This is a genomic window from Mycolicibacterium vinylchloridicum, from assembly GCF_013404075.1.
In the GTDB taxonomy this organism is placed as follows: domain Bacteria; phylum Actinomycetota; class Actinomycetes; order Mycobacteriales; family Mycobacteriaceae; genus Mycobacterium; species Mycobacterium vinylchloridicum.
This window is the reverse complement of the sequence record NZ_JACBJQ010000002.1, coordinates 209,659-231,841: the sequence shown is the minus strand read 5'-3', so window position 1 is coordinate 231,841 and position 22,183 is coordinate 209,659. Positions and strand designations below refer to the sequence as shown.

18 protein-coding genes and 3 tRNA genes are annotated in these 22,183 nt (G+C 66.8%); 13 read left to right on the top strand and 8 right to left on the bottom strand.

Annotated features, from left to right (window positions below; all coding sequences use genetic code 11):
- Positions 1–29: 29 nt before the first annotated feature.
- From HPC46_RS02985 to HPC46_RS02975, 3 genes are all read left to right on the top strand, one after another.
- The gene (locus tag HPC46_RS02985) at positions 30–1,352 is read left to right on the top strand and encodes a diguanylate cyclase domain-containing protein (protein ID WP_325096548.1); all 1,323 of its coding nucleotides are present in this window, start codon (positions 30–32) and stop codon (positions 1,350–1,352) included.
- 75 nt (positions 1,353–1,427) lie between these two features.
- The gene (locus tag HPC46_RS02980; protein WP_179466712.1) at positions 1,428–2,507 is read left to right on the top strand and encodes a GGDEF domain-containing protein; all 1,080 of its coding nucleotides are present in this window, start codon (positions 1,428–1,430) and stop codon (positions 2,505–2,507) included.
- Positions 2,508–2,762: 255 nt separating this feature from the next.
- Positions 2,763–4,418 (top strand): RNA-binding domain-containing protein, encoded by a 1,656-nt coding sequence (locus HPC46_RS02975; protein ID WP_179466711.1) that lies wholly within the window; start codon positions 2,763–2,765, stop codon positions 4,416–4,418.
- A 157-nt stretch (positions 4,419–4,575) separates the two neighbouring features.
- On the opposite strand, the gene HPC46_RS02970 is transcribed toward HPC46_RS02975, so the two are convergent.
- Positions 4,576–4,658 (bottom strand) — tRNA-Leu (locus HPC46_RS02970).
- 225 nt (positions 4,659–4,883) lie between these two features.
- Between HPC46_RS02970 and HPC46_RS02965 the strand changes: the two genes are divergently transcribed.
- From HPC46_RS02965 to pknB, 7 genes are all read left to right on the top strand, one after another.
- Positions 4,884–6,299 carry an FHA domain-containing protein gene (locus HPC46_RS02965; protein ID WP_179466710.1) on the top strand — a complete coding sequence of 472 codons (1,416 nt, stop codon included), beginning with the start codon at positions 4,884–4,886 and terminating at the stop codon, positions 6,297–6,299.
- Between the two features lie 150 nt (positions 6,300–6,449).
- Positions 6,450–6,917 (top strand): FHA domain-containing protein FhaB/FipA, encoded by a 468-nt coding sequence (locus tag HPC46_RS02960; protein WP_005142297.1) that lies wholly within the window; start codon positions 6,450–6,452, stop codon positions 6,915–6,917.
- Positions 6,914–8,443, top strand: coding sequence for a PP2C family protein-serine/threonine phosphatase (locus tag HPC46_RS02955; RefSeq protein WP_179466709.1), 1,530 nt, complete (start codon positions 6,914–6,916; stop codon positions 8,441–8,443). The genes HPC46_RS02960 and HPC46_RS02955 overlap by 4 nt, the downstream gene beginning before the upstream one ends.
- Positions 8,444–8,504: 61 nt before the next feature.
- Entirely contained in the window at positions 8,505–9,908 is a 1,404-nt protein-coding gene (locus HPC46_RS02950; protein WP_179466708.1) for a peptidoglycan glycosyltransferase RodA, read from the top strand.
- On the top strand, positions 9,905–11,380 hold the full coding sequence (gene pbpA, locus HPC46_RS02945) for a D,D-transpeptidase PbpA (protein WP_179466707.1): 1,476 nt from the start codon (positions 9,905–9,907) through the stop codon (positions 11,378–11,380). The genes HPC46_RS02950 and pbpA overlap by 4 nt, the downstream gene beginning before the upstream one ends.
- Before the next feature lie 67 nt (positions 11,381–11,447).
- Positions 11,448–12,725 (top strand): serine/threonine-protein kinase, encoded by a 1,278-nt coding sequence (locus HPC46_RS02940; RefSeq protein ID WP_179466706.1) that lies wholly within the window; start codon positions 11,448–11,450, stop codon positions 12,723–12,725.
- Positions 12,722–14,599 carry a Stk1 family PASTA domain-containing Ser/Thr kinase gene (pknB, locus tag HPC46_RS02935; protein ID WP_179466705.1) on the top strand — a complete coding sequence of 626 codons (1,878 nt, stop codon included), beginning with the start codon at positions 12,722–12,724 and terminating at the stop codon, positions 14,597–14,599. Before HPC46_RS02940 ends, pknB begins: the two co-directional genes overlap by 4 nt.
- On the opposite strand, the gene HPC46_RS02930 is transcribed toward pknB, so the two are convergent.
- Both HPC46_RS02930 and HPC46_RS02925 read right to left on the bottom strand, forming a co-directional pair.
- Complete coding sequence (locus tag HPC46_RS02930; RefSeq protein ID WP_179466704.1) at positions 14,583–15,290, bottom strand: aminodeoxychorismate/anthranilate synthase component II; 708 nt, start codon at positions 15,288–15,290, stop codon at positions 14,583–14,585. The two genes, pknB and HPC46_RS02930, sit on opposite strands and share 17 nt — an antisense overlap.
- Positions 15,291–15,318: 28 nt before the next feature.
- Complete coding sequence (locus HPC46_RS02925; protein ID WP_179466703.1) at positions 15,319–16,110, bottom strand: DUF881 domain-containing protein; 792 nt, start codon at positions 16,108–16,110, stop codon at positions 15,319–15,321.
- 49 nt (positions 16,111–16,159) lie between these two features.
- Between HPC46_RS02925 and crgA the strand changes: the two genes are divergently transcribed.
- A complete protein-coding gene (gene crgA / locus HPC46_RS02920) occupies positions 16,160–16,441 on the top strand; it encodes a cell division protein CrgA (protein ID WP_005142288.1) in 282 nt (93 codons plus the stop codon).
- Positions 16,442–16,596: 155 nt separating this feature from the next.
- Positions 16,597–17,013, top strand: a complete 417-nt coding sequence (locus HPC46_RS02915) for a PH domain-containing protein (protein WP_179466702.1) — start codon at positions 16,597–16,599, stop codon at positions 17,011–17,013.
- A 58-nt stretch (positions 17,014–17,071) separates the two neighbouring features.
- On the opposite strand, the gene HPC46_RS02910 is transcribed toward HPC46_RS02915, so the two are convergent.
- Entirely contained in the window at positions 17,072–17,617 is a 546-nt protein-coding gene (locus HPC46_RS02910; protein ID WP_179466701.1) for a peptidylprolyl isomerase, read from the bottom strand.
- Between the two features lie 90 nt (positions 17,618–17,707).
- Between HPC46_RS02910 and cwsA the strand changes: the two genes are divergently transcribed.
- Complete coding sequence (cwsA, locus tag HPC46_RS02905; protein ID WP_179466700.1) at positions 17,708–18,115, top strand: cell wall synthesis protein CwsA; 408 nt, start codon at positions 17,708–17,710, stop codon at positions 18,113–18,115.
- A 314-nt stretch (positions 18,116–18,429) separates the two neighbouring features.
- On the opposite strand, the gene HPC46_RS02900 is transcribed toward cwsA, so the two are convergent.
- From HPC46_RS02900 to gyrA, 4 genes are all read right to left on the bottom strand, one after another.
- A tRNA-Ala gene (locus HPC46_RS02900) sits at positions 18,430–18,502 on the bottom strand.
- Positions 18,503–18,627: 125 nt separating this feature from the next.
- Positions 18,628–18,701 (bottom strand) — tRNA-Ile (locus HPC46_RS02895).
- 70 nt (positions 18,702–18,771) lie between these two features.
- Complete coding sequence (locus HPC46_RS02890; protein WP_179466699.1) at positions 18,772–19,611, bottom strand: DUF3566 domain-containing protein; 840 nt, start codon at positions 19,609–19,611, stop codon at positions 18,772–18,774.
- A gap of 9 nt (positions 19,612–19,620) precedes the next feature.
- A complete protein-coding gene (gene gyrA, locus HPC46_RS02885; RefSeq protein ID WP_179466698.1) occupies positions 19,621–22,158 on the bottom strand; it encodes a DNA gyrase subunit A in 2,538 nt (845 codons plus the stop codon).
- Between the last annotated feature and the right edge of the window lie 25 nt (positions 22,159–22,183).

Genomic DNA, 22,183 nt, shown 5'->3' with positions numbered 1-22,183 from the left:
CAGACACCGGTGACCTAATCTTCAAGGCTGTGGCTGGTTCGAGCGAACGGCGGCTGTCGCTTCGGACACTGATCTTCTGTTGTGTCGGGGTCATCGCGCTGGTTTTCGTCGCGACGATGGCCGCCTCGATAGAGGGCCGGATGTCCGTCGCGCGCGCCGTCCACAACTTGAGCGATCGGCTCATCCCGATCCGGTCTCAGACCGCTGAATTGAGCCGCGCGTACGTCGACCAAGAAACCGGGCAGCGGGCATTTCTGCTGACCGGCAACACGGTCGCGCTCGAACTGTACGAGGCGGGTGCCGCCACCGCGAATCGCCTTGTCCCCGAACTTCATCGAGAGCTTGCCGGGATGCCCGCTGCCGACCGGCTCCTCACCCTGTACGAGGACGAGCTGGCCGCCGCAGCGCTCTGGAACACTCGGGCGGCCGCCCCTCAGATCGCCGCGCTCCGCGCCGGGCAGGTCGCGCGCGCCCAACTCGATCAGATGGTGCTCGAGGCGAAGATCCTGTTCGACAAGCTCCGCGAACGGTTCCGCGCTCTCAATGCTCAGATCGACATCCTGATCGACGCGGAAATTCGACACATCCATTCGGTGCTGCGGACCGCGAACATCAGCCAGTACGTGGCGATAGGCCTTCTGGCGGCCGCGGTGATCGGCTCCGTCATCACCGTACGGCGGATGCTCACCCAACCGGTGTCCCGACTGGTCGACACCGTCCGCGCGGTGGCCGACGGTGACTACGACCAACCCATCAGCCGCGGCGGTCCCCGGGAGATCGCGGAAATCTCGGCCGCCGTGGACGACATGCGCAACCGGCTGAGAGAACTCGCGCGGTTCGACAGCGTGACAGGTCTGGTCAACCGCGCCGAGACATTGGCGCGTTTGGACGCGGCGCTGAACTCCCCCCGGTCGCCCGGATCCATGGTGGGCGTTCTGTATTGCGACATCGATCACTTCAAACAGATCAACGACACCTGCGGGCATGCCGTCGGCGACGCCGTGCTGTCGACGATCGCCGCCCGGATGCGCGAGTGCGTCCACCTGGACGACACGGTCGGGCGCATCGGCGGTGACGAACTGCTGATCGTGTTGCCGAGCGCGCGCAGTCCCGAAGAGGTCGTCGAGATCGGCGAACGGATCCGCCGGCTGGCCGCCGAACCGATCCATCAGTTCGGTCTGACGGTGCAGACGACGCTGAGCATCGGAGCCACCTCATCGGTTCCGGGCGAGGCGAGCGTCGCGGTCATGGCCCGAGCCGACGCGGCGATGTACCAGGCCAAGCAAGCCGGTCGCAATGCCGTCGCGGCTCCCGACGCCGACCGCGAACTGGGCTCAGCCACCCACCGCTGAGCGTCTGCCGTCCGGGCTCGGCAAAATTGGTACTGCAAGTTACGGAACGACGTCCCGAGGGAACGGGGTTCACACATGCTTCGGTGGGGAGCGCTGCCAACCCGGCACGCCGACCAATACGACTGGATCAGCGTCTATCTGCATGAACGGAACCAGCAGGGGCTCTGGCGCACGCTGATCGTCACGGCGACATTCGCTCTGGCCGGGTCGACCGCGTCGATGATCAAGAGCCCGGAAGGGCCGAGCGGGCGGATACCGGTCACCGTCTGTGTCGTCGCAGCCGCGTTGGCGGTCGCGGCTGTGGTGCCGTTCCTGCTTCGTTGGCCGACGCGCCGGCAGTCGCTGCTGTTCTCCTTCATCTGTAGCGCGACCATTGCCGCCGCCGCGCTGTCCTACTCGAACGCCTACGTCGGGCTGATGGGGTGCGCGACGTTCGCCGTGATCGGTGGCTTCGTCGCCTATTTCCACACCGCCCATGAGGTGATGGCCAATGGTGCGGTAGCCGCGGTCTGCGCGGTGGTCCTGGCTGCCCGCCTCGTCGTCTCGACGGGCGACCTCTATTTGACGGCCGCTGCGGTGTCGATCGTGGCAACGCTCAACGTCGGCCTGCCGTTCGGTGTCTTGTCACTGGCCCAGACGCTGCGCGTCGATCTGCGCAGTTCTGGCCGCGATCCCCTGACCGGCTTACACAATCGGCGGTCGTTCCAACAATCGGCCTACGAGCTGATCATGCGTCCCGCGACCGACGGCAGCCGGCTGATGGTCATCGTGATCGACCTGGACAGCTTCAAGAAGCTGAACGACACCGAGGGCCACGCGGCCGGCGACGCGGCGCTGATCCAAATCAGCGAAGCTCTTGCCGACAACTGTGGGCTCTCCGCCATCATCGGCAGGTCCGGCGGAGAGGAATTTGTCATCGTCGACGTCGGCCACCCCGACCCGCCGGAAGTCGTCGCGGAACGGCTGCGGCATGCGATCGCCGAGCTGCCGGTGCCGGTGACCGCCAGCGTCGGCACCGCCTGCGCCCCGCTGGACAACGGCTCCCAGCCGAACCTGCGGCTGCTCGACGAGCTCATCGAGGCCGCCGATGCCGCGATGTACCGGGCGAAACGCGCCGGCGGGAACCAGGTGTCGCACTCCGCCGATATCCGATGACAGCCGGACCTACTGGCACAACGAACAGAAAAACCCCGGCCAATGACCGGGGTGATCTGTCGCAATTGTGGGCGGATCTCAACTCCAGGTCAGAGTGCCAATCCGGTGCCGGGGTCGTCCATCCGCTGCTTCGGGCTCCCGCGGACCATGCCAACGAACATTGCACGACACGATTGCCGCACTTCATAACTTTCAAAAGTTATGATTCCGTCGCATACAAGGCACTTGCTGCCCATAGTTATGCATAATCGTGGGGTGGACACGCGCGCCATACTCGCCGGCGGCGAGAGCCTGACAATCGAATTCAAGTCGGACATCAACGATAGAGATCTAGCGAAGGCGGTCGCCTGCCTCGCAAACGGTGACGGCGGCGTACTCATTGTCGGTGTCGAAGATGACGGGACTGTGGTCGGCGCTGCCCCGCGGCATGGCACCAACACCGATCCCGCCCGAGTCGCCGCGTACATACAAGCCAATACCGAGCCCGCGCTTGCCGTCGATGTCAGCGTCGAGCTTGTCGACAACCGCGAGATCATTCGCATCGACATCCCCCGCGCGGACCCGGGCCCGATCGGCACCAAGCTCGGCGTCTTCACCAGGCGAGTGATCGATACGACCGGGAAGCCAGCCTGCGTCCCGATGACAGCACATGAGATCGTCAGTATGGGCATGGTGATGCGTGGGCAGGACTTCGCCGCAGCAGTGGCGCGCGGTGCGGTCTTCAACGACTTGGACTCCAACGAATTTGACCGCTTCCGCAGGCTTTGTCATGCCGCCGGTGACGACCTGGGTGAACTTTCTGACGTCGACATACTGCGAGCACTCGGTCTCGTTCCGCTCAACGATCCGCTGAGCCTGGGAGCGGTTCTGTTGTTCGGAACCGAAGATGCCGTACGCCGTTGGGTGCCCAACGCGGAGTTTCTATTTCAGGATCTACGCCCCGGCAATAGTTCTGCCAACGTCCGCATTGTTGCTCCGCTGCTACGAGCGGCCGAAGCCTTGCGAGACCTCATCGATCAGCGCAACAGCGTCACCGAACTCATGGCGGGCATACATCGCGTAGAGATTTCGCTCATCCCCTCCGTGACACGCCGGGAAGCGGTCGCGAATGCTCTGGTGCACCGCGACTACGCGGCGCTCGGGCCTACCGTTGTGCAAGTCACGGCCACTGAGTTCGTCGTGTCGAATCCCGGTGGCTTCCCTCCCGGCGTCACTATCGCGAACATCCTTGACCAGTCCCGCCCCCGCAGTCCGCTACTCGCTGCCGCATTCAAGCGAGCCGGCCTAGTCGAACGCCGAGGCAAGGGCGTCAATGACATGTTTGAGCAACAACTGCGTGCCGGCCGCGACGTCCCCGATTACTCGCGAAGCAATGCCGAGTCAGTCGTAGTCACGGTGCCTCTCGGACATGCCGACCTCGACTTGGTGAGATTTCTCCTGTCCTGGGAAAACCAGCGCCAGCAGCCGCTGAGTCTGGATGAGCTGCGCATAGTCCACGAGGTGAAGTCGTCGGGGTCTGCCACGAGCCCCGAGGTCGCCGAGGCCCTCAATTTGATTCCGGCGACGGCGAAGAGCCTCTTCGGCCGGCTCGTCGAAGCTGGAATCCTGGAAGCTCGTGGGGTGGGACGAAGCCGCCGGTTCCACCTCACTGCACGCTTCTACGACTTGGCGCAGGACCGCAATGCCTACGTTCGTGTCAAAGGGGCTGACCCCCTGCAACAGGAGCGGATGGTCCTCGATTACGTCAGCGCGTACGGATCGATCAATCGGAGCCAAGCCGCCCTGCTCTGCCAGACGACTCCGGTACAAGCGCGCGCAACGTTGAAGCGACTGGTCGACGACGGGCGCCTAACTCTCCGGGGCGAACGCCGCGGGGCTCGCTACGTTCTGACCGACTCACAAGGCTCTTGACCCGAGAACTGGTCTGAGTTGTCAGGGATTTGCCGACAGAAGGTCCCCTACGCCCTGCTGAATCCACATCACTTCGGCCAACCCCACCAAACACGAAGGTCACGAACCAAATCTGGTTCGTGACCTCATGCGTCGCAGTTCGTAGAACCACACATTGTGGGCGAAGGGGGACTTGAACCCCCACGTCCCGAAGGACACTGGCACCTGAAGCCAGCGCGTCTGCCATTCCGCCACTCGCCCGAAACAACCGGGGGAGCGTATCACGGCCCGGGGGGTGCACCCCAACTCGCGACCGCGGCCCCGACCAGGGGAGCGACCGTCGTCACACCCCTGCCGCCGAGGCCCTGACCAGGTGTAACGGGATTCTCAGAATCTTCATGGTGACGGGGCGACGACCTGGGCCGATACCATCAGGGGACGGCATGCGCCGCCACGACACGCGGCGGACTCGAGGTAGGCGGTGAGATGAGTAACCAGAGAGGTCTGGTTCAACGCATCGAGCGCAGACTCGAGAACACCGTGGGCGACGCCTTCGCCCGGGTGTTCGGCGGATCAATCGCACCTGCGGAGGTAGAAGCCGCCTTGCGGCGGGAAGCCTCCGCTGGTGTACAGACGCTCTCCCGCGAACGTTTTTTGGCCCCCAATGAATACGTCATTACGCTCAGTGCATCTGACTTCGAGAAGGTCAGCGCCGATCGCGATCTCACCACGGACACTTTTGCCAAACACTTGGGCGGATACATCCGAGATCAGGGGTGGCAAACGTATGGTGATGTGGTTGTCAGGTTCGAGCAGTCGCCGAGCCTGCACACCGGCCAATACCGTGCGCGCGGCGTCGTCAATCCTGACGCCGACCCCCACCCGTTCCACGCCAGCACCGCCCCGCCACAATCGAACCAGGCGTACACCGCAGAACCAGGAGTACCAGCGATGAGCGACAACCCCACCTACCGCGGCGACCAGGGTCAGGGGCGGCCCGGCGACGACTATTACGACGACCGCTACCCGCGCCCGGACGAGCAGCGCCCCGCCGCCCCCGAGGGGCGCGGCCCCTATCCACCTGAGCAAGGCGGCTATCCCGACCAGGGCGGCTACGGCCAGCGCCAGGGCTACCCCGATCAGGGCGGCTACGCCTACGGCGCCGGTTACGAACAGCGCCCGCCGGCCGACCGCGGCTACGGCCAACCTCCCGGCGGCCAGGGTCAGGGCTACGACCAGGGCTACCGTCAGGGTCCGCCCCCCGGATACGGCGGCGGCTACGGTCCGCCGCAAGGCGGCGGCTATCCGCCCCAAGCCCCGCCGTCCAGCGATTACGACTACGGCCGCGGACCGGGCCGGCACGAGGACGCCGGCTACGGCCGGCCCGAGCCCCGGCCCGGCTACCCCGAACAGGGCGGCTACGAGCAAGGCGGCTACGGCCAGCCTGCCGGCGGCTACGGCCGTCCGGACTATGGCCAGCCCGACTACGGCCGCGGCTACGAGCAGGGCGGCTACGCCGAGCCTGCCGGCCGCGACTACGACTACGGCCAGCCCGCCGGCGGTGGCTACGGCGGATACGCCCAGCCGCCGGCGCAGGGCGAGTACCCGTCGACCGGGCATGCCGTCACCCTGCAACTCGACGACGGCAGCGGCCGGACCTACCAGCTGCGCGAAGGCGCCAACGTCATCGGCCGCGGCCAGGATGCCCAGTTCCGGTTGCCCGACACCGGCGTCTCGCGCCGGCATCTGGAGATCCGGTGGGACGGCCAGGTCGCACTGCTGTCCGACCTGAATTCCACCAACGGAACCACGGTGAACAATGCACCGGTGCAGGAGTGGCAGCTGGCCGACGGGGATGTCATCCGGCTGGGTCATTCCGAGATCATCGTCCGCGTTCACTGAGGTCGGCGGGGCCGCAGCTTGGTTGAGGCGGGAGTGGCTTCACCCGCACACCTACCGGCGTCCAAGTATCGTGACGGTGCCGAAGTCGGCCCGGTGCCTGCTGGTATCGCGGGAACGGTAAGCGGGGCACGAGGACGGAGAGGACGCCGGATGCAGGGACTGGTACTGCAGCTGACGCGCGCCGGCTTCCTGCTGTTGCTGTGGCTGTTCATCTGGTCTGTGCTGCGCATCCTGCGCAACGACATCTATGCGCCCACCGGCGCCGTGATGGTGCGCCGGGGCCTGGCGCTGCGCGGCACACTACTGCCGTCGCGCCAGCAGCGGCACGCCGCGCGCTACCTGGTCGTCACCGACGGAGCTCTGGCCGGCACCCGAATCACCCTGGGTAGCCAGCCGGTGCTGATCGGCCGCGCCGATGACTCGACGCTGGTGCTCACCGACGATTACGCCTCCACCCGCCACGCCCGGCTCTCCCAGCGCGGTTCCGACTGGTACGTGGAAGACCTAGGATCGACCAACGGCACATACCTCGACAGGGCGAAGGTGACAACGGCAGTACGCGTTCCGATCGGCACGCCGGTGCACATCGGCAAGACGGTAATCGAGCTGCGCCCGTGACCCTTGTCCTGCGTTACGCCGCCCGCAGCGACCGCGGCCTGGTGCGCGCCAACAACGAAGACTCGGTCTACGCCGGCGCGCGACTGCTCGCACTGGCCGACGGCATGGGCGGGCACGCCGCCGGTGAGGTGGCCTCCCAGCTGGTGATCGCCGCGTTGGCCCATCTCGACGACGACGAGCCCGGCGGCGACCTGTTGAGCAAGCTCGACGGGGCGGTGCGCGAAGGCAACTCGGCCATCGCCGCGCACGTCGAGCTGGAGCCCGAGCTTGAGGGTATGGGCACCACGCTGACCGCAATCCTGTTCGCGGGCAACAGACTTGGGCTTGTCCACATCGGCGACTCGCGCGGCTATCTGTTGCGCGACGGCGAACTCTCGCAGATCACCAAGGACGACACCTTTGTGCAGACCCTCGTCGACGAGGGCCGCATCACCGCCGAGGAAGCGCACAGCCACCCGCAGCGCTCGCTGATCATGCGGGCGCTGACCGGGCATGAGGTGGAGCCGACGCTGATCATGCGGGAAGCCAAAGAAGGCGACCGCTATCTGCTGTGCTCCGACGGGCTGTCCGATCCGGTCAGCCAGGAGACCATCCTGGAGGCCCTGCAGATCCCGGATGTCGCCGAGAGCGCCGACCGGCTGATCGAGCTGGCCCTTCGCGGCGGCGGCCCGGACAACGTGACCGTGGTGGTCGCCGACGTCGTCGACCACGACTACGGCGGCCAGACGCAGCCGATCCTGGCCGGGGCGGTCTCCGGGGACGACGACAACGCCGCACCGCCGAACACCGCGGCTGGTCGTGCGTCGGCCATCACGGCACGGCCCCCGGCCGCCAAACGCGTAGTGGCCGAACCCGAACCGCCGGCCAAGCCGCGCTCACGCCGGCGGATGATCATCGCCGCCGCGGTGATCCTGTTGTTGGCGCTGGCCGGGCTGGCGGTCGGCCGCCAGATCATTCGCAGCAACTATTACGTCAGTGCCCATGACGGCACGGTGGCGATCATGCGCGGTATCGAGGGTTCGATCCTGAGCATCCCGCTGCAGGAGCCGTACCTGCTGGGCTGCCTCAACGACCGCAACGAGCTGTCCCAGATCAGCTACGGCCAGCCCACCGAATCGCTGGGCTGCCAATTGATGCGGCTGCAGGACCTGCGTCCTTCCGAACGCGCGCAAGTGACGGCGGGGCTTCCGGCCGGCAGCCTCGACGACGCGATCGGACAGCTGCGCGAGCTCGCCCACAGCTCGCTACTGCCACCGTGCGCGCCGCCGCCGACGAGCACACCGGCCCCCACCCCGGCACCGACGCCCACTCCGACCGCGGCTCCGAGCGCACCTCCCGCGCCGGGGCCGTCGCCCACCTCGGCCCAGACCTCGGTCCCACCGGTTCCGCCGGTCGTGAGCGCCAAGCCGCCCTCGGCCCCTGCCCCGACTCCGAGTGAAAGTGGCACCGCCACAACCGCACCCACGGTCACGCAACTGCCCGCAGCGCCGCAGAAGCCGGGCACCGACTGCCGGGCGGCGGCATGAGCGACGCTTGCGGAGCGAATCGATGGCAGGCATGCCGTGGCCGAGCCTGCGAGGAAACGGCGTGAGCACCCAACCGCAGGCACCCGTCACGCTGGTACCGGCAATGCCGACCCGCCGCAATGCCGAGCTGCTGCTGCTCTGCTTCGCCACCCTGATCACCGTCGTCGCGCTGCTGATCGTCGAGGCGAACCAAGAGCAGGGCATCAGCTGGGATCTGGCGAGCTCCACGCTGGCCTTCCTCACCCTGTTCGTCTGCGCACACCTGGCCATCCGGCGCTTCGCGCCCTACGCCGACCCGGTACTGCTACCGGTTGTCGCGCTGCTCAACGGCCTTGGCCTGGTGATGATTCACCGCCTCGACCTGATCGGCGGCGCGCTGACGTCACAGCGGGGCCCCAGCGAAGAACAGCAGATGCTGTGGACGCTCGTCGGCGTCGTCGGCTTCTCACTGGTCGTGGTGTTCCTCAAGGACCACCGCATCCTGGCCCGCTACGGGTACACCTTCGGGTTGGCCGGCCTTGTGCTGCTGGCGATTCCGGCTCTGCTGCCTGCTCGCTTCTCCGAGACCAACGGCGCCAAGATCTGGATTCGCTTCCCGGGCTTCAGCATTCAGCCCGCCGAGTTCTCCAAGATCCTGCTGCTGATCTTCTTCGCTGCCGTGCTGGTTGCCAAGCGCAATGTGTTCACCAGCGCCGGCAAGCACGTCCTCGGCGCGGACCTGCCGCGGCCCCGGGACCTGGCGCCGCTGCTGGCGGCCTGGATCATCTCCATCGGCGTCATGGTGTTCGAGAAGGATCTGGGTACCTCGCTGCTGCTGTACTCCTCGTTCCTGGTGATGGTCTACATCGCCACCGACCGGTTCAGCTGGGTGGTGATCGGCCTGAGCCTGTTCGCCGCGGGCAGCGTGGCGGCCTACTACCTGTTCGATCACGTCCAGGTCCGGGTGCAGACCTGGCTGGACCCGTTCGGCGACCCCGAGGGCGCCGGCTATCAAATGGTGCAGTCCCAGTTCAGCTTTGCCACCGGCGGCATCTTCGGCACCGGCCTGGGCAACGGGCAACCGGGAACCGTGCCCGCGGCCTCCACCGACTTCATCACCGCCGCGGTCGGTGAGGAGCTGGGGCTGGTCGGGTTGGCCGGCGTGCTCATGCTGTACACCATCGTGATCGTGCGGGGCCTGCGCACCGCGATCGCGGTGCGGGACAGCTTCGGCAAGCTGCTGGCCGCCGGGCTCGCCTCGACACTGGCGATCCAGTTGTTCATCGTCGTCGGCGGCGTCACCGGGCTGATCCCGCTGACCGGCCTGACCACCCCGTGGATGTCCTATGGCGGCTCGTCACTGGTGGCGAACTATCTGCTGCTGGCCATCCTGGTCAAGATCTCGCACGCCGCCCGGCGCCCGATCATGGCCAGCCCGCACACATCGATCGCGGCCTCCAGCACCGAGGTGATCGAGCGGGTATGAACACCTCACTGCGCCGTATATCGGTGATGATCATGGCGTTGATCGTGCTGCTGTTGCTCAACGCGACGATCACCCAGGTCTTCCGCGCCGACGGTCTGCGCGCCGACCCGCGCAACCAGCGCGTCCTGCTCGACGAGTACTCGCGCCAGCGGGGCCAGATCACCGCGGGCGGACAGCTGCTGGCGTATTCGGTGTCCACCAACGGGCACTACCGGTTCCTCCGGGTATACCCGAATCCCTATGTCTACGCACCGATTACGGGCTTCTACTCGCTGCGCTACTCGAGCACCGGCCTCGAGCGCGCCGAGGACGGCATCCTCAACGGCTCGGATCAGCGCCTGTTCGGGCGACGGCTGGCCGACTTCTTCACCGGCCGCGACCCGCGTGGCGGCAACGTCGACACGACGATCGTGCCGCGGATTCAGCAGGCCGCCTGGGAGGCGATGCAGCAGGGCTGCACCGGCGGTTGCCGCGGTTCGGTGGTGGCACTGGAGCCGTCCACCGGCAAGGTCCTGGCGATGGTGTCCTCCCCGTCGTACGACCCCAACCTGCTGGCCACCCACGACACCGAGGAGCAGGGCACCGCCTGGCAGCAGCTGCGCGACGATCCGGCCTCGCCACTGACCAACCGGGCCATCTCCGAGACGTTCCCGCCGGGGTCCACCTTCAAGGTCATCACCACCGCGGCGGCACTGCAGTCCGGGGTGACCGATACCGATCAGCTCACCAGTGCGCCGCAGATCCAACTGCCGAACAGCACGGCCACCCTGGAGAACTACGGCGGAACACCGTGCGGCAGCGGCCCGACCGCCACACTGCGGGAGGCCTTCGCCCGCTCGTGCAATACAGCTTTCGTCGAACTGGGTATCCGGGTCGGTGCCGACGCCCTGCGCAGCGCCGCGCAGGCGTTCGGGTTCGACAGCCCGCCGGCACCGATCCCGCTGCAGGTCGCGGAGTCGACGATCGGCCCGGTGTCCGACGCCGCCGCGCTGGGAATGTCGAGCATGGGTCAGAAAGACGTGGCGGTGACACCCTTGCAGAACGCGTTGGTCGCGGCGGCGATCGCCAACTCCGGTGTGATGATGCAGCCGTATCTGGTGGACAGCCTCAAGGGGCCGGATTTGTCCAACATCAGCACCACGGCCCCGCAGGAGCAGCGGCGCGCCGTCTCTGCGCAGGTCGCGGCTAAACTGACAGATTTGATGGTCGGCGCCGAGCAGATGACCCAGCAGAAAGGGGCGATTCCCGGCGTGCAGATCGCATCGAAGACGGGTACCGCCGAGCACGGTACCGACCCACGAAACACCCCTCCACATGCCTGGTACATCGCATTCGCACCCGCACAGAGCCCCAAGGTGGCGGTGTCGGTGCTGATCGAGAACGGCGGCGACCGGCTCTCGGCCACCGGCGGTGCGCTGGCGGCCCCGGTGGGGCGGGCAACCATCGCGGCGGCTCTGCAGGGGGCGGCATGAAGGCCCCGCAGGCGAGCGAAGCGAGGCAAGCCATGAGCCCCCGCAGGCGAGCGAAGCGAGGCAAGCCATGAGCCCCCGCGTAGGAGTGACGCTGTCGGGCCGGTACCGGCTGCAGCGACTGATCGCCACCGGCGGTATGGGCCAGGTGTGGGAAGCCGTCGACAGTCGGCTGGGGCGCCGGGTCGCCGTCAAGGTGCTCAAGCAGGAGTTCACCTCCGACCCCGAGTTCGTCGAACGGTTCCGGGCCGAGGCCCGCACCGTCGCCATGCTCAACCACCCCGGCATCGCCGCCGTGCACGACTACGGCGAAACCGAGATGGAGGGCGAGGGCCGTACCGCCTACCTGGTGATGGAACTGGTCAACGGCGAGCCGCTGAACTCGGTGATCAAGCGGACCGGCCGGTTGTCGTTGCGGCACGCGCTGGACATGCTCGAGCAGACCGGCCGCGCACTGCAGGTGGCCCACGCCGCCGGCCTGGTGCACCGCGACGTCAAGCCCGGCAACATCCTCATCACGCCGGCCGGTCAGGTGAAGCTCACCGACTTCGGCATCGCCAAGGCCGTCGACGCCGCCCCCGTCACACAGACCGGAATGGTGATGGGCACCGCCCAGTACATCGCCCCCGAGCAGGCCCTCGGTCACGACGCCACCGCCGCCAGTGACGTCTACTCGCTGGGAGTTGTTGGCTACGAAGCGGTTTCGGGCAAGCGGCCGTTCATCGGCGACGGCGCCCTGACCGTGGCCATGAAGCACATCAAGGAGACCCCGGCGCCGCTGCCTGCCGACCTGCCACCCAACGTGCGCGAACTCATCGAGATCACCCTGGTGAAGAACCCGGGCATGCGGTACCGCAACGGCGGCCAGTTCGCCGACGCGACCGCAGCGGTGCGCGCCGGGCGCCGCCCGCCACGGCCCAATTCCGCACCGACCATCCGCGCGACACCGGCCGCGATCCCGGGCAGTTCGCCCCGGATGCCGGCCGCTCCCGCCACCGGGACGCGCCCCCGCGCCAACACCGGCAGCCATCGCCCGCCGGCACCGCGGCGCACGTTCTCCTCGGGTCAGCGTGCGCTGCTGTGGGCCGCCGGCGTGCTGGGTGCGCTGGCGATCATCAGCGCCATCCTGATCGTGCTCGCGGACAAGGACCGCAAGGACAACAAACCCGTCGAGCAGACCGTCACCGACACGGTCACCCCGCCGAGCCAGGTCGCTCCGAGCGGTTGGACGGAAGGCCCGCTCGCCGGTAATCCTGGAGGACAGATCGGTCCAATCCGATTCACGTCGGCCAGCGTGGCTATTGCTCCTCTGACCGAGCCGGATCGACACGACGAGAAACCGCGATGACCACCCCACAGCACCTGTCAGACCGCTATGAGCTGGGCGAGATCCTCGGCTTCGGTGGCATGTCCGAGGTACACATGGCCCGCGACACCCGGCTGCACCGGGACGTCGCGGTCAAGGTGCTGCGCGCCGATCTGGCCCGGGATCCGAGCTTCTATCTGCGGTTTCGCCGGGAGGCACAGAATGCCGCGGCGCTGAATCATCCCGCCATCGTCGCCGTCTACGACACCGGTGAGGCCGATACCGGTAACGGTCCGTTGCCCTACATCGTGATGGAGTACGTCGACGGGGTCACACTGCGCGACATCGTGCACACCGACGGTCCCATGCCGTACCGCCGGGCCATCGAGGTCATCGCCGACGCTTGCCAGGCGCTGAACTTCAGCCACCAGCACGGCATCATCCACCGCGACGTCAAACCGGCGAACATCATGATCTCCAAGACCGGCGCAGTGAAGGTGATGGACTTCGGTATCGCCCGCGCGCTCGCCGACGCCAACAACGTCACGCAGACCGCGGCGGTGATCGGCACCGCGCAATACCTGTCCCCGGAGCAGGCGCGCGGCGAAAAGGTCGATGCCCGCTCGGATGTCTATTCGCTGGGCTGCGTGCTCTACGAACTGCTGACCGGCGAGCCGCCGTTCGTGGGCGATTCACCGGTGGCGGTGGCGTATCAGCATGTCCGCGAAGACCCGGTGCCGCCCTCACAGAAGCATTCGGGCATCTCACCGGAGCTCGACGCCGTCGTGCTCAAGGCGCTGGCCAAGAACCCGGACAACCGCTACCAGACGGCCGCCGAGATGCGTACGGATTTGGTCCGGGTGCACAACGGGGAAGCCCCCGAGGCGCCCAAGGTGCTCAGCGCCGCCGAGCGGACCTCGATGCTCAATGCGCCGGTGGCACCGTCGCGCGGCGACGACACCGACGAGATCCCGCGGCCTGGCCGCATGGTCGAGAGCGATCGAGCGGCCGGCGGGTCGATCGGCCGGTGGCTGATCGCGGTCGCCATCCTGGCCATCCTGACCGTGGTGGTGACGATCGGGATCAACATGGTCAGCGGAAACCCCCGCAATGTGCAGATCCCCGACGTGCGCGGGCAGGCACAGGCCGACGCGATCGCCGCCCTGCAGAACAAGGGTTTCAAAATTCACACTGTCCAAAAGCCCGACAACACCGTGCTGCCGGACAAAGTCATCGACACCGATCCGCCGGCCGACTCGATGGCCGCTGCCGGTGACGACATCGCGATCAATGTGTCGACCGGCCCCAAGCAGGTGGAGGTGCCGGACTGCACGGCGTTGTCGGCCGCCGATTGCACCCAGAAGCTCAAGGACGCCGGATTCACCAAGTTCAAGCAGGCCAACTCGCCCTCCAAGCCCGAGGACAAGGACCGAGTGATGTCCACCGTTCCGCCGGCCAACCAGCTGTCGGCGGTCACGAACGAGATCACGATCGTCATCGGGTCCGGGCCGCAGAACGCCGAGGTTCCGGTGGTCGCCGGGCAGACCATCGACGTGGCGCAGAAGATTCTCACCGCGTCCGGCTTCCTGAACACCGTGCCGGTGCCCACCGACAGCCCCGAGCCGGCTGGTCAGGTGGTCGGCACCGATCCGGCCAACGGGCAGACCGTGCCCCAGGACACCCCGATCCAGATCAAGGTGTCCAAGGGCAACCAGTTCGTCATGCCCGACCTGCGGGGGATGTTCTGGGACGCGGCCGAGCCGCGCTTGCGCGGGCTGGGCTGGACCGGTGTGCTCGACAAGGGCGGCGATGTGCAGAACAGCGGTCAGCGGTCCAATGCGGTCGTGAGCCAGAGCCCCTCGCCGGGCAGCGGTGTGGACTTCGGGGCGACGATCACGCTCAGCTTTGCGTCGTAGTGCTCAGCGCGGGCTCGCTGCGGTCCTGCCCGCCGAGTGCGTGCCTCACCGTGTCGGCGACCTCCTGCTCGAGCCGACGCACCAGGGCTTCCTCGGGCGCCTGTCCGCAGTAGCCGAGCCAGTTGGCCAGCATCCGGTGGCCGCCCTCGGTCAGGATCGACTCCGGGTGGAACTGCACACCGTGGATGGGCAGCTCGACGTGGCGGACGGCCATGATGACGCCGCTCTTGGTGCGTCCGGTCACCTCGAGCTCGGCCGGTACCGTCTCGGGCAGGATCGTCAGCGAGTGGTAGCGAGTCGCCGTGAAGGGATTCGGAAGTCCTTGTAGCACACCATCATTCGTGTGATACACGGTGCTGGTCTTGCCGTGCAACAGCTCTGGCGCACGGTCGACCGTCCCGCCGAAAGCCACGCCGATCGCCTGGTGGCCCAGGCATACGCCCAGCAGTGGCGTGGCCGCGGCGGCGCAGGCACGGACCAGCGGGATCGAGGCGCCCGCCCGCTCCGGTGTGCCCGGGCCCGGGCTCAGCAGTACCCCGTCGAATTCGGCGGCGACAGCGTTGATCTCGGCCTCTCCGCCTAAACGTGCGTCGTCGTTGCGCCAGACCTGCGCGTCCACCCCAAGCTGGCCCAAGTACTGGACCAGGTTGAACACAAAGCTGTCGTAATTGTCGACGACCAAGACTTTCACCAGGTCAGGTTACCTGGGGCGGGTCAGCTCAGTAACCGACCGGACCGACCGGCTGGGCGTAGCGCATCCGCACCGGCCCGGTGTAGCCGGCGACCGTGATGTCGTCGTGGGCTTGCTCGCTGTAGCCCAGCCCGAACCGCACGACGTACTGCTTGTACAAGGTGACCAGGGGAGCGGCGGCCAGGGCCGCCCGCATGGCGTTGGCGTCGCCGATGGCGGTGACGGTGTACGGCGGGCTGTAAGTGCGCCCGTTGAGCAGCAGGGTGTTGCCGACACAGCGGGGTGCCGAAGTCCCGATGATGCGTTGGTCTTGCATCTGGATCGCCTCGGCTCCGGCGCTCCACAGCGCGTTGAGGACGGCCTGGATGTCTTGCTGGTGGACCACCAGATCGTCGGGGGAGGCGTCGCGGGGGAAGCGCCCGTTGGCGTCGCGCTGGGCGTCCGACAGCGTGACTATGAGCCCGGCGCCATGCACCGGCTCCAGTCCGGCCTCACCGGCGAGCTCATCGGCTCGGGCCAGCATGGCGGCCAATGCGGGACCGGCCGCGGCGCCGTGGGTGGAGTCGACCTGAGCGGCCAGCCCGTCCCGCTGTGCGTTGAGGCGGTCGACGGAGTTCTGGGCGTCGTGGACAAGGTCGACGAGTCGCGGTGAGTCGGCTCGCCGGATCTCGCTGCCACCGGAAACACCGTGGGTGGCGGCCAACAGGACGCCCGCCGACAGGCACACGATCGGGACGCCGAACCGCCACGGCGAGCGCCTGGCGCCCGTCGTCGCTGGTGCCGGAGTTGTCGGGTCGCGGCGCCGCTGCGTTAATCTCATAGTCGATCTGCGCACCATCGTCGCAGAAGATCCCGGCCCGAAGGTACCCATGCCCAAGTCCAAGGTTCGCAAGAAGACCGACTTCACCGTCAACCCGGTGAGCCGCACTCCGGTCAAGGTGAAGGCCGGACCGTCGAGCGTGTGGTTCGTCGTGCTGTTCATCAGCCTGATGCTGATCGGGCTGGCATGGCTTCTGGTGTTCCAGCTGGCCGCCTCCGGATTGGACGTTCCCACCGCGCTGGAGTGGATGGCCAAGCTGGGCCCGTGGAACTATGCGATCGCCTTCGCGTTCATGATCACCGGATTGTTGCTGACCATGCGGTGGCGTTGATCGCGGCGAATGCCTTGGCAGATTCGTGCTGTGCGTACACCGTTTCAAGTCTGGCAACCTTCTGGTCACCCAATCACACGCGTGTGATTCATCCCCATTGTTGATAGCGCTTGTGGATAACTGCATCGGCCACGGTAGACGCCCCCGGGGACGCCGTGCAGCAAACTAGTTGGGGCCCCAAAATCGGGGCCGTCGCAGGTCTTGGCATCGTCGGCATCGTGATGGCTATCGGATGTGTGACCGTGGTCACAGACCCGCCCGGCCGATTCCTCACCGGGATTGCTGCGGTGGGACTGTTGGCCTTCGCATTCGGATCATGGCGAGCCAGACCCAAGCTGGCTATCGCCGGTGACGCGCTGGTGTATCGCGGGTGGTTCGGGTCGCAGACGTTGCAGCGCCCCGACATCGCGCTGATCCGGATCACCGAGTTCCGCCGCATCGGCCGCAAGACGCGATTATTGGAGATCGAAACGACCACCGACCGGCTGATCGTGCTCAGCAGGTGGGACCTGGGCACCGACCCGCTCAGTGTTCTGGACGCGCTGACCGCGGCAGGATTCGCAGGTCGCTGATCGGGAGAACCGAGAGCGAAATCCCGGCGGAGTTTCCGCTCTCGGTTCTGACTCGAAGCTAGGAGATGGTGACGGATTCGATGACGACGGCGTCGTTGGGACGGTCGTTGCGATCGGTGGCCGTGGTGGCGATCGCGTCGACGACCTTCTGCGACTCCGGGTCGACGACCTCACCGAAAATGGTGTGCCGGCGATTCAGGTGCGGAGTCTTGCCGACGGTGATGAAGAACTGGGAGCCGTTGGTGCCGGGGCCGGCGTTGGCCATGGCCAGCAGGTAGGGCTTGTCGAACTGGAGCTCCGGGTGGAACTCGTCGGCGAACTTGTAGCCCGGTCCACCGCGGCCGGTGCCTGTCGGGTCGCCGCCCTGGATCATGAAGCCGTCGATGACGCGGTGGAAGACAGCGCCGTCGTAGAACGGTCCGGAGGTGCTGCCCGAAGCGTTCTGCGTCGAGTACTCCTTGGTGCCCTGAGCCAGGCCGACGAAGTTGGCGACGGTCTTGGGGGCGTGGTTACCGAACAGCGCGATCTTGATGTCGCCGCGGTTGGTGTGCAGGGTCGCGGTCCCGGTTGCAATGGAGCTAGTCACGGGATCTGAGTCTGCCATCACCGTCGAGTGCCCCAACTCGCGGCCACCCCCCGGGGCGCTGTGGCAGTGTTGATGCCACCACTAACTGCCGGTGTCGGGAGGACCCAGATGGCCCGCAGGACTGAATCCAAACTCACGTCACGCGAACGACTTAACCGCGGACTGCACTACACGGCGGTCGGCCCGGTGGATATCACCCGGGGCGCGGTCGGTGTCAGCGCGCATGGCGTCGAATCGGCGGCGAGCGCGATCAAGCGGCGTGCGCACGAGGCGCGCGCCCTGCAACGCGAACTCGGCACCGAGGCTGAGGCGGTCAAGCAGGTCGTCGCGGAACTGCCCCACCTCATGCACGAGGCCCGCAAGTCTGCGCATCGGCGTCGCCGCCGGCTGTTCGTGTTCGGCTTCCTCGGTCTCACCGTGGTCGGCGGGGCCGTCGCGGTGGTGCTCGCGCGGCGCAACCGCACCCCGGAGCCGTCGGCGTTGCCGCCCAGCGTCGACGTCACGCCCAAGATCTAGCTGTACGTAGCCCCGGGGCCCCGGCAGCCTCCAACAGCGCCTGTTTGCGACGACGTCGGGCTCGAGGTTGCTGATTACGCAAATATCCCAGGAATCGGGCTGTCATTTGGCCCTGCAAGAGCCCACCCGCAGTGCATCATGTTTGTCATGAGTTGGGGGGGCCTGTCACGCCGCAAAGTGAAGTGCGGGATTTGTAGTCACGAGCAGACGATTTTTGTCGACCGGGAGACCTTCACCTGTCGGCGGTGCAAGAAGACGTTGCCCCGCCGCCTCGCGGTGCCCGCCACTCACTGACGCGCGCGACGCGCTGATTGTGGAGCCTAGGAGATTCGAACTCCTGACATCTGCCTTGCAAAGGCAGCGCTCTACCAACTGAGCTAAGGCCCCTCGTGTCTAGTCGAGGGTGTGCCAGACTTCGCCGCGGCGGCGCAGAATGACCGCGGCGCCCGCGACCAACACCGCCAGCAGCAGTGCAATCCGCACGGGCGCCCTTCCCGTCGACCAGGACATCGTGGGCCTAGGAGGACTCGAACCTCCGACCTCTTCGTTATCAGCGAAGCGCTCTAACCGCCTGAGCTATAGGCCCGTATTCGCATACGACCGAGCGACGAGATTACCGCACGGGAGGCACTGCACCCAAACCGGTGAACGCAGCGCTAGTCCCGGTCGGCCAGCGTGACCTCGATACCGCCGACGATGTCGGTGGACAGGTTGTAGACGAACGCACCGACGGTCGCCATCGCCGTCAGCAGCACGATGTTCACCAGACCGATCAGCGCCGCTCCGCCGAAGATCGTCCCGCTGGACACCAGCTCGCCGCCACCACCGCTGGTGGCCAGCACCAGGTCGCCCACGTTGCTGTTGAGCTTGGTCCACACGCCCATCATGCCGAGCACCAGATACAGAATGGCCACCGCGACCATCCACACGAAGAACAGTGCCACCGACAGCAGCAGCGACACTTTCAGGGCACTCCACGGATCGATGTGGCGGATCTGCATACTGGCCCGCACCGGACCGCGAGATCGGTTGGCGGCCACCTGAACCCGCCCCATCGCCCCGGCCGGGCGGGCCGGCTGCTCCGGGGCGGCGGGGGTGCGTGGCTTCTGCACCGTCGGCTTGGGCGGCGCCGACCCCGAGAGGTCGGGGAGCTCACTGGCGTATGCCTCCGGGCGCGCGCCCTCCGTGCGTTGCTCGGTGCGTTGCTCGGTGCGTTGCTCCGGACGATTCTGTGGCGCTTCGCTGTCGGGTCGCGGCGGCGGCGGTCCGGGTACGCCCGACATATCGGGCGCGGCCGAGCCGGTGATGAACCGGTTCACCCGGGCCTCGACACTCGACGACGAACCTGCCGGCGGACGGGCCTGCCCTTCGCCGGCCGGTCGTTGTGGCGCACCGCCTTGTCGCGCCCGTGTCGCACCGCGCTGCCAGGGCGGAACCTCGCCGGATCCACCGTTAGCACCCGGTCCGGGTTGGCCCGGCTCGTTCGGTGCGCTCACCGCCACTCCTTAACTGTCCGCGTCGCCGCTCGACTCGTCGGATGCAGCGTCCAGCTCGGCCACTTCCTCCGTGCTGTCCTGCTCCTCGGCATTGCGGGCAATGGCTAACAGTGTGTCGCCCTCGCCCAGGTTCATCAAGCGAACGCCCTTTGTCTGGCGCCCGGCCTTGCGGACCTGTCGAGCAGCGGTGCGGATGACGCCGCCGCTCGAGGTGATGGCATACAGCTCACTGTCTTCATCGACCACCAATGCGCCAACAAGACTGCCACGCCGCCGGTCGTATTGAATGGTCAGGATGCCTTTACCGCCGCGGCCCTGAGTCGTGTACTCCTCGATGGCGGTGCGTTTGGCATAACCGCCCGCGGTCGCCACCAGCAGATACGTCCCCTCACGCACGACGTTGAGCGACAACAGCCGGTCGTCCTCGTTGAACCGCATACCCTGCACGCCCGAGGTGGCCCGGCCCATCGGCCGCAACGCCTCGTCGGTGGCCGAGAACCGGATGGACTGGCCGTTGGCCGAAACCAGCAGCAGATCCTCCTCGGCCGAGCACAGCACCGCGCCGACCAACTCGTCGCCTTCGCGCAGGTTCACCGCGACGATGCCGCCCGAGCGGTTCGAGTCGAAGTCGGTCAGCCTGGACTTCTTGACCAGGCCGTTCTTGGTGGCCAACACCAGATACGGCGCATCCTCGTAGCTCTTGATCTGAATGACCTGGGCGATGCGCTCTTCGGGTTGGAACGCCAGCAGGTTGGCGACGTGCTGACCGCGCGCCGTCCGCGACGCCTCCGGCAGCTCGTAGGCCTTGGCCCGATAGACCCGTCCCTGTGTGGTGAAGAACAGGATCCAGTCGTGCGTGGACGAGACGAAGAAGTGCGCGACGATGTCGTCCTGCTTGAGGCCGGCGCCCTGCACACCCTTACCGCCGCGCTTCTGGCTGCGGTACAGGTCGGTCTTGGTCCGCTTGGCGTAACCGGTTTCGGTGATCGTGACGACGACGTCCTCGCGGGCGATCAGGTCTTCATCGGACACCTCGCCGTCGGAGGCAACGATCCGGGTGCGCCGGTCGTCGCCGTACTTGTCGGCGAGCTCCTTGAGCTCGTCGCGCACGATCGCGCGCTGACGTTCCGGCTTGGCCAGGATGTCTTCCAGGTCCGCGATCTCGGCTTCGATTTTGGCCAGGTCGTCGACGATGCGCTGACGCTCCAGGGCGGCCAGCCGGCGCAGCTGCATGTCGAGGATGGCCTGGGCCTGGATCTCGTCGACGTCGAGCAACTCCATCAAGCCCACCCGGGCGACGTCAGCACTCTCCGAGGCCCGGATCAAAGCGATGACCTCGTCGAGGGCGTCGAGGGCCTTGACCAGACCGCGCAGGATGTGGGCCCGCTCGTTGGCCTTGCGCAACCGGTAGGTGGTGCGCCGGACGATCACGTCGAGTTGGTGGGCGACGTAGTAGCGGATCATCTGGTCCAGGCGCAGCGTCCTGGGCACGCCGTCGACGATCGACAGCATGTTCGCGCCGAAGCTGGTCTGCAGCTGGGTGTGCTTGTAGAGGTTGTTCAGCACCACCTTGGCCACGGCGTCGCGCTTGATCTCGACGACGATGCGCAGACCCACCCGGTCACTGGACTGGTCCTCGATGTTGCTGATGCCGGTGAGCTTGCCGTCGCGAACCTGCTCGGCGATCGAGGTGATGAAGTTGTCGTGGTTGACCTGATAGGGCAACTCGGTGATGACGATCGACGTGCGGCCCCGCGAATCTTCTTCGATCTCAACCACACCGCGCATCCGGATCGAACCGCGGCCGGTGGTGTAGGCGTCGTGGATGCCGGAGGATCCGACGATCAGACCCGAGGTGGGGAAGTCCGGACCCTTGACCCGCTCGCAGACCGCGGCCAGCGTGGTCTCTTCGTCGGCCTCGTGGTTCTCCAGGCACCAATAGACGGCCTCGGCCAGCTCCCGCAGGTTGTGTGGCGGGATGTTGGTGGCCATACCGACGGCGATACCGCCCGAACCGTTGGCCAGCAGGTTGGGGAAACGGCTGGGCAGAACGGTCGGTTCTTGCACACGGCCGTCGTAGTTCGGAATGAAATCGACTGTCTCCTCGTCGATTTCGCGCAGCATCTCCATGGCCAGCGGGGTCAGCCGGGCCTCGGTGTACCTCATGGCGGCCGCCGGGTCGTTACCCGGCGAGCCGAAGTTGCCCTGGCCGTCGACCAGGGGGTACCGCAGCGACCACGGCTGGGCCATGCGCACCAGGGTGTCGTAGATCGACGAGTCACCGTGCGGGTGATAGTTACCCATCGTCTCGGCAACGGAGCGTGCCGATTTCGCGTGCCCGCGATCCGGGCGGAAGCCGGAGTCGAACATCGCGTAGAGCACGCGGCGGTGCACCGGCTTGAGACCGTCGCGCACCTCCGGCAGCGCGCGCCCGACGATCACGCTCATCGCGTAATCGATGTAGCTGCGCTGCATCTCCTGCTGGATGTCGACCGGTTCGATCCGGTCGCCGGCTTCATCGCCTGGGGGCAACGTGGTATCAGTCATGCGATTCCTCTTTGTGCTTAGGCGA

Bases quoted from the DNA above. Each gene is read 5' to 3' on its own strand.
- HPC46_RS02980 (WP_179466712.1), top strand. From the start codon at position 1,428: ATGCTTCGGTGGGGAGCGCTGCCAACCCGGCACGCCGACCAATACGAC.
- HPC46_RS02965 (WP_179466710.1), top strand. From the start codon at position 4,884: ATGAGTAACCAGAGAGGTCTGGTTCAACGCATCGAGCGCAGACTCGAG.
- HPC46_RS02960 (WP_005142297.1), top strand. From the start codon at position 6,450: ATGCAGGGACTGGTACTGCAGCTGACGCGCGCCGGCTTCCTGCTGTTG.
- pbpA (WP_179466707.1), top strand. From the start codon at position 9,905: ATGAACACCTCACTGCGCCGTATATCGGTGATGATCATGGCGTTGATC.
- HPC46_RS02940 (WP_179466706.1), top strand. From the start codon at position 11,448: ATGAGCCCCCGCGTAGGAGTGACGCTGTCGGGCCGGTACCGGCTGCAG.
- pknB (WP_179466705.1), top strand. From the start codon at position 12,722: ATGACCACCCCACAGCACCTGTCAGACCGCTATGAGCTGGGCGAGATC.
- HPC46_RS02925 (WP_179466703.1), bottom strand. From the start codon at position 16,110: ATGAGATTAACGCAGCGGCGCCGCGACCCGACAACTCCGGCACCAGCG.
- crgA (WP_005142288.1), top strand. From the start codon at position 16,160: ATGCCCAAGTCCAAGGTTCGCAAGAAGACCGACTTCACCGTCAACCCG.
- HPC46_RS02910 (WP_179466701.1), bottom strand. From the start codon at position 17,617: ATGGCAGACTCAGATCCCGTGACTAGCTCCATTGCAACCGGGACCGCG.
- cwsA (WP_179466700.1), top strand. From the start codon at position 17,708: ATGGCCCGCAGGACTGAATCCAAACTCACGTCACGCGAACGACTTAAC.
- gyrA (WP_179466698.1), bottom strand. From the start codon at position 22,158: ATGACTGATACCACGTTGCCCCCAGGCGATGAAGCCGGCGACCGGATC.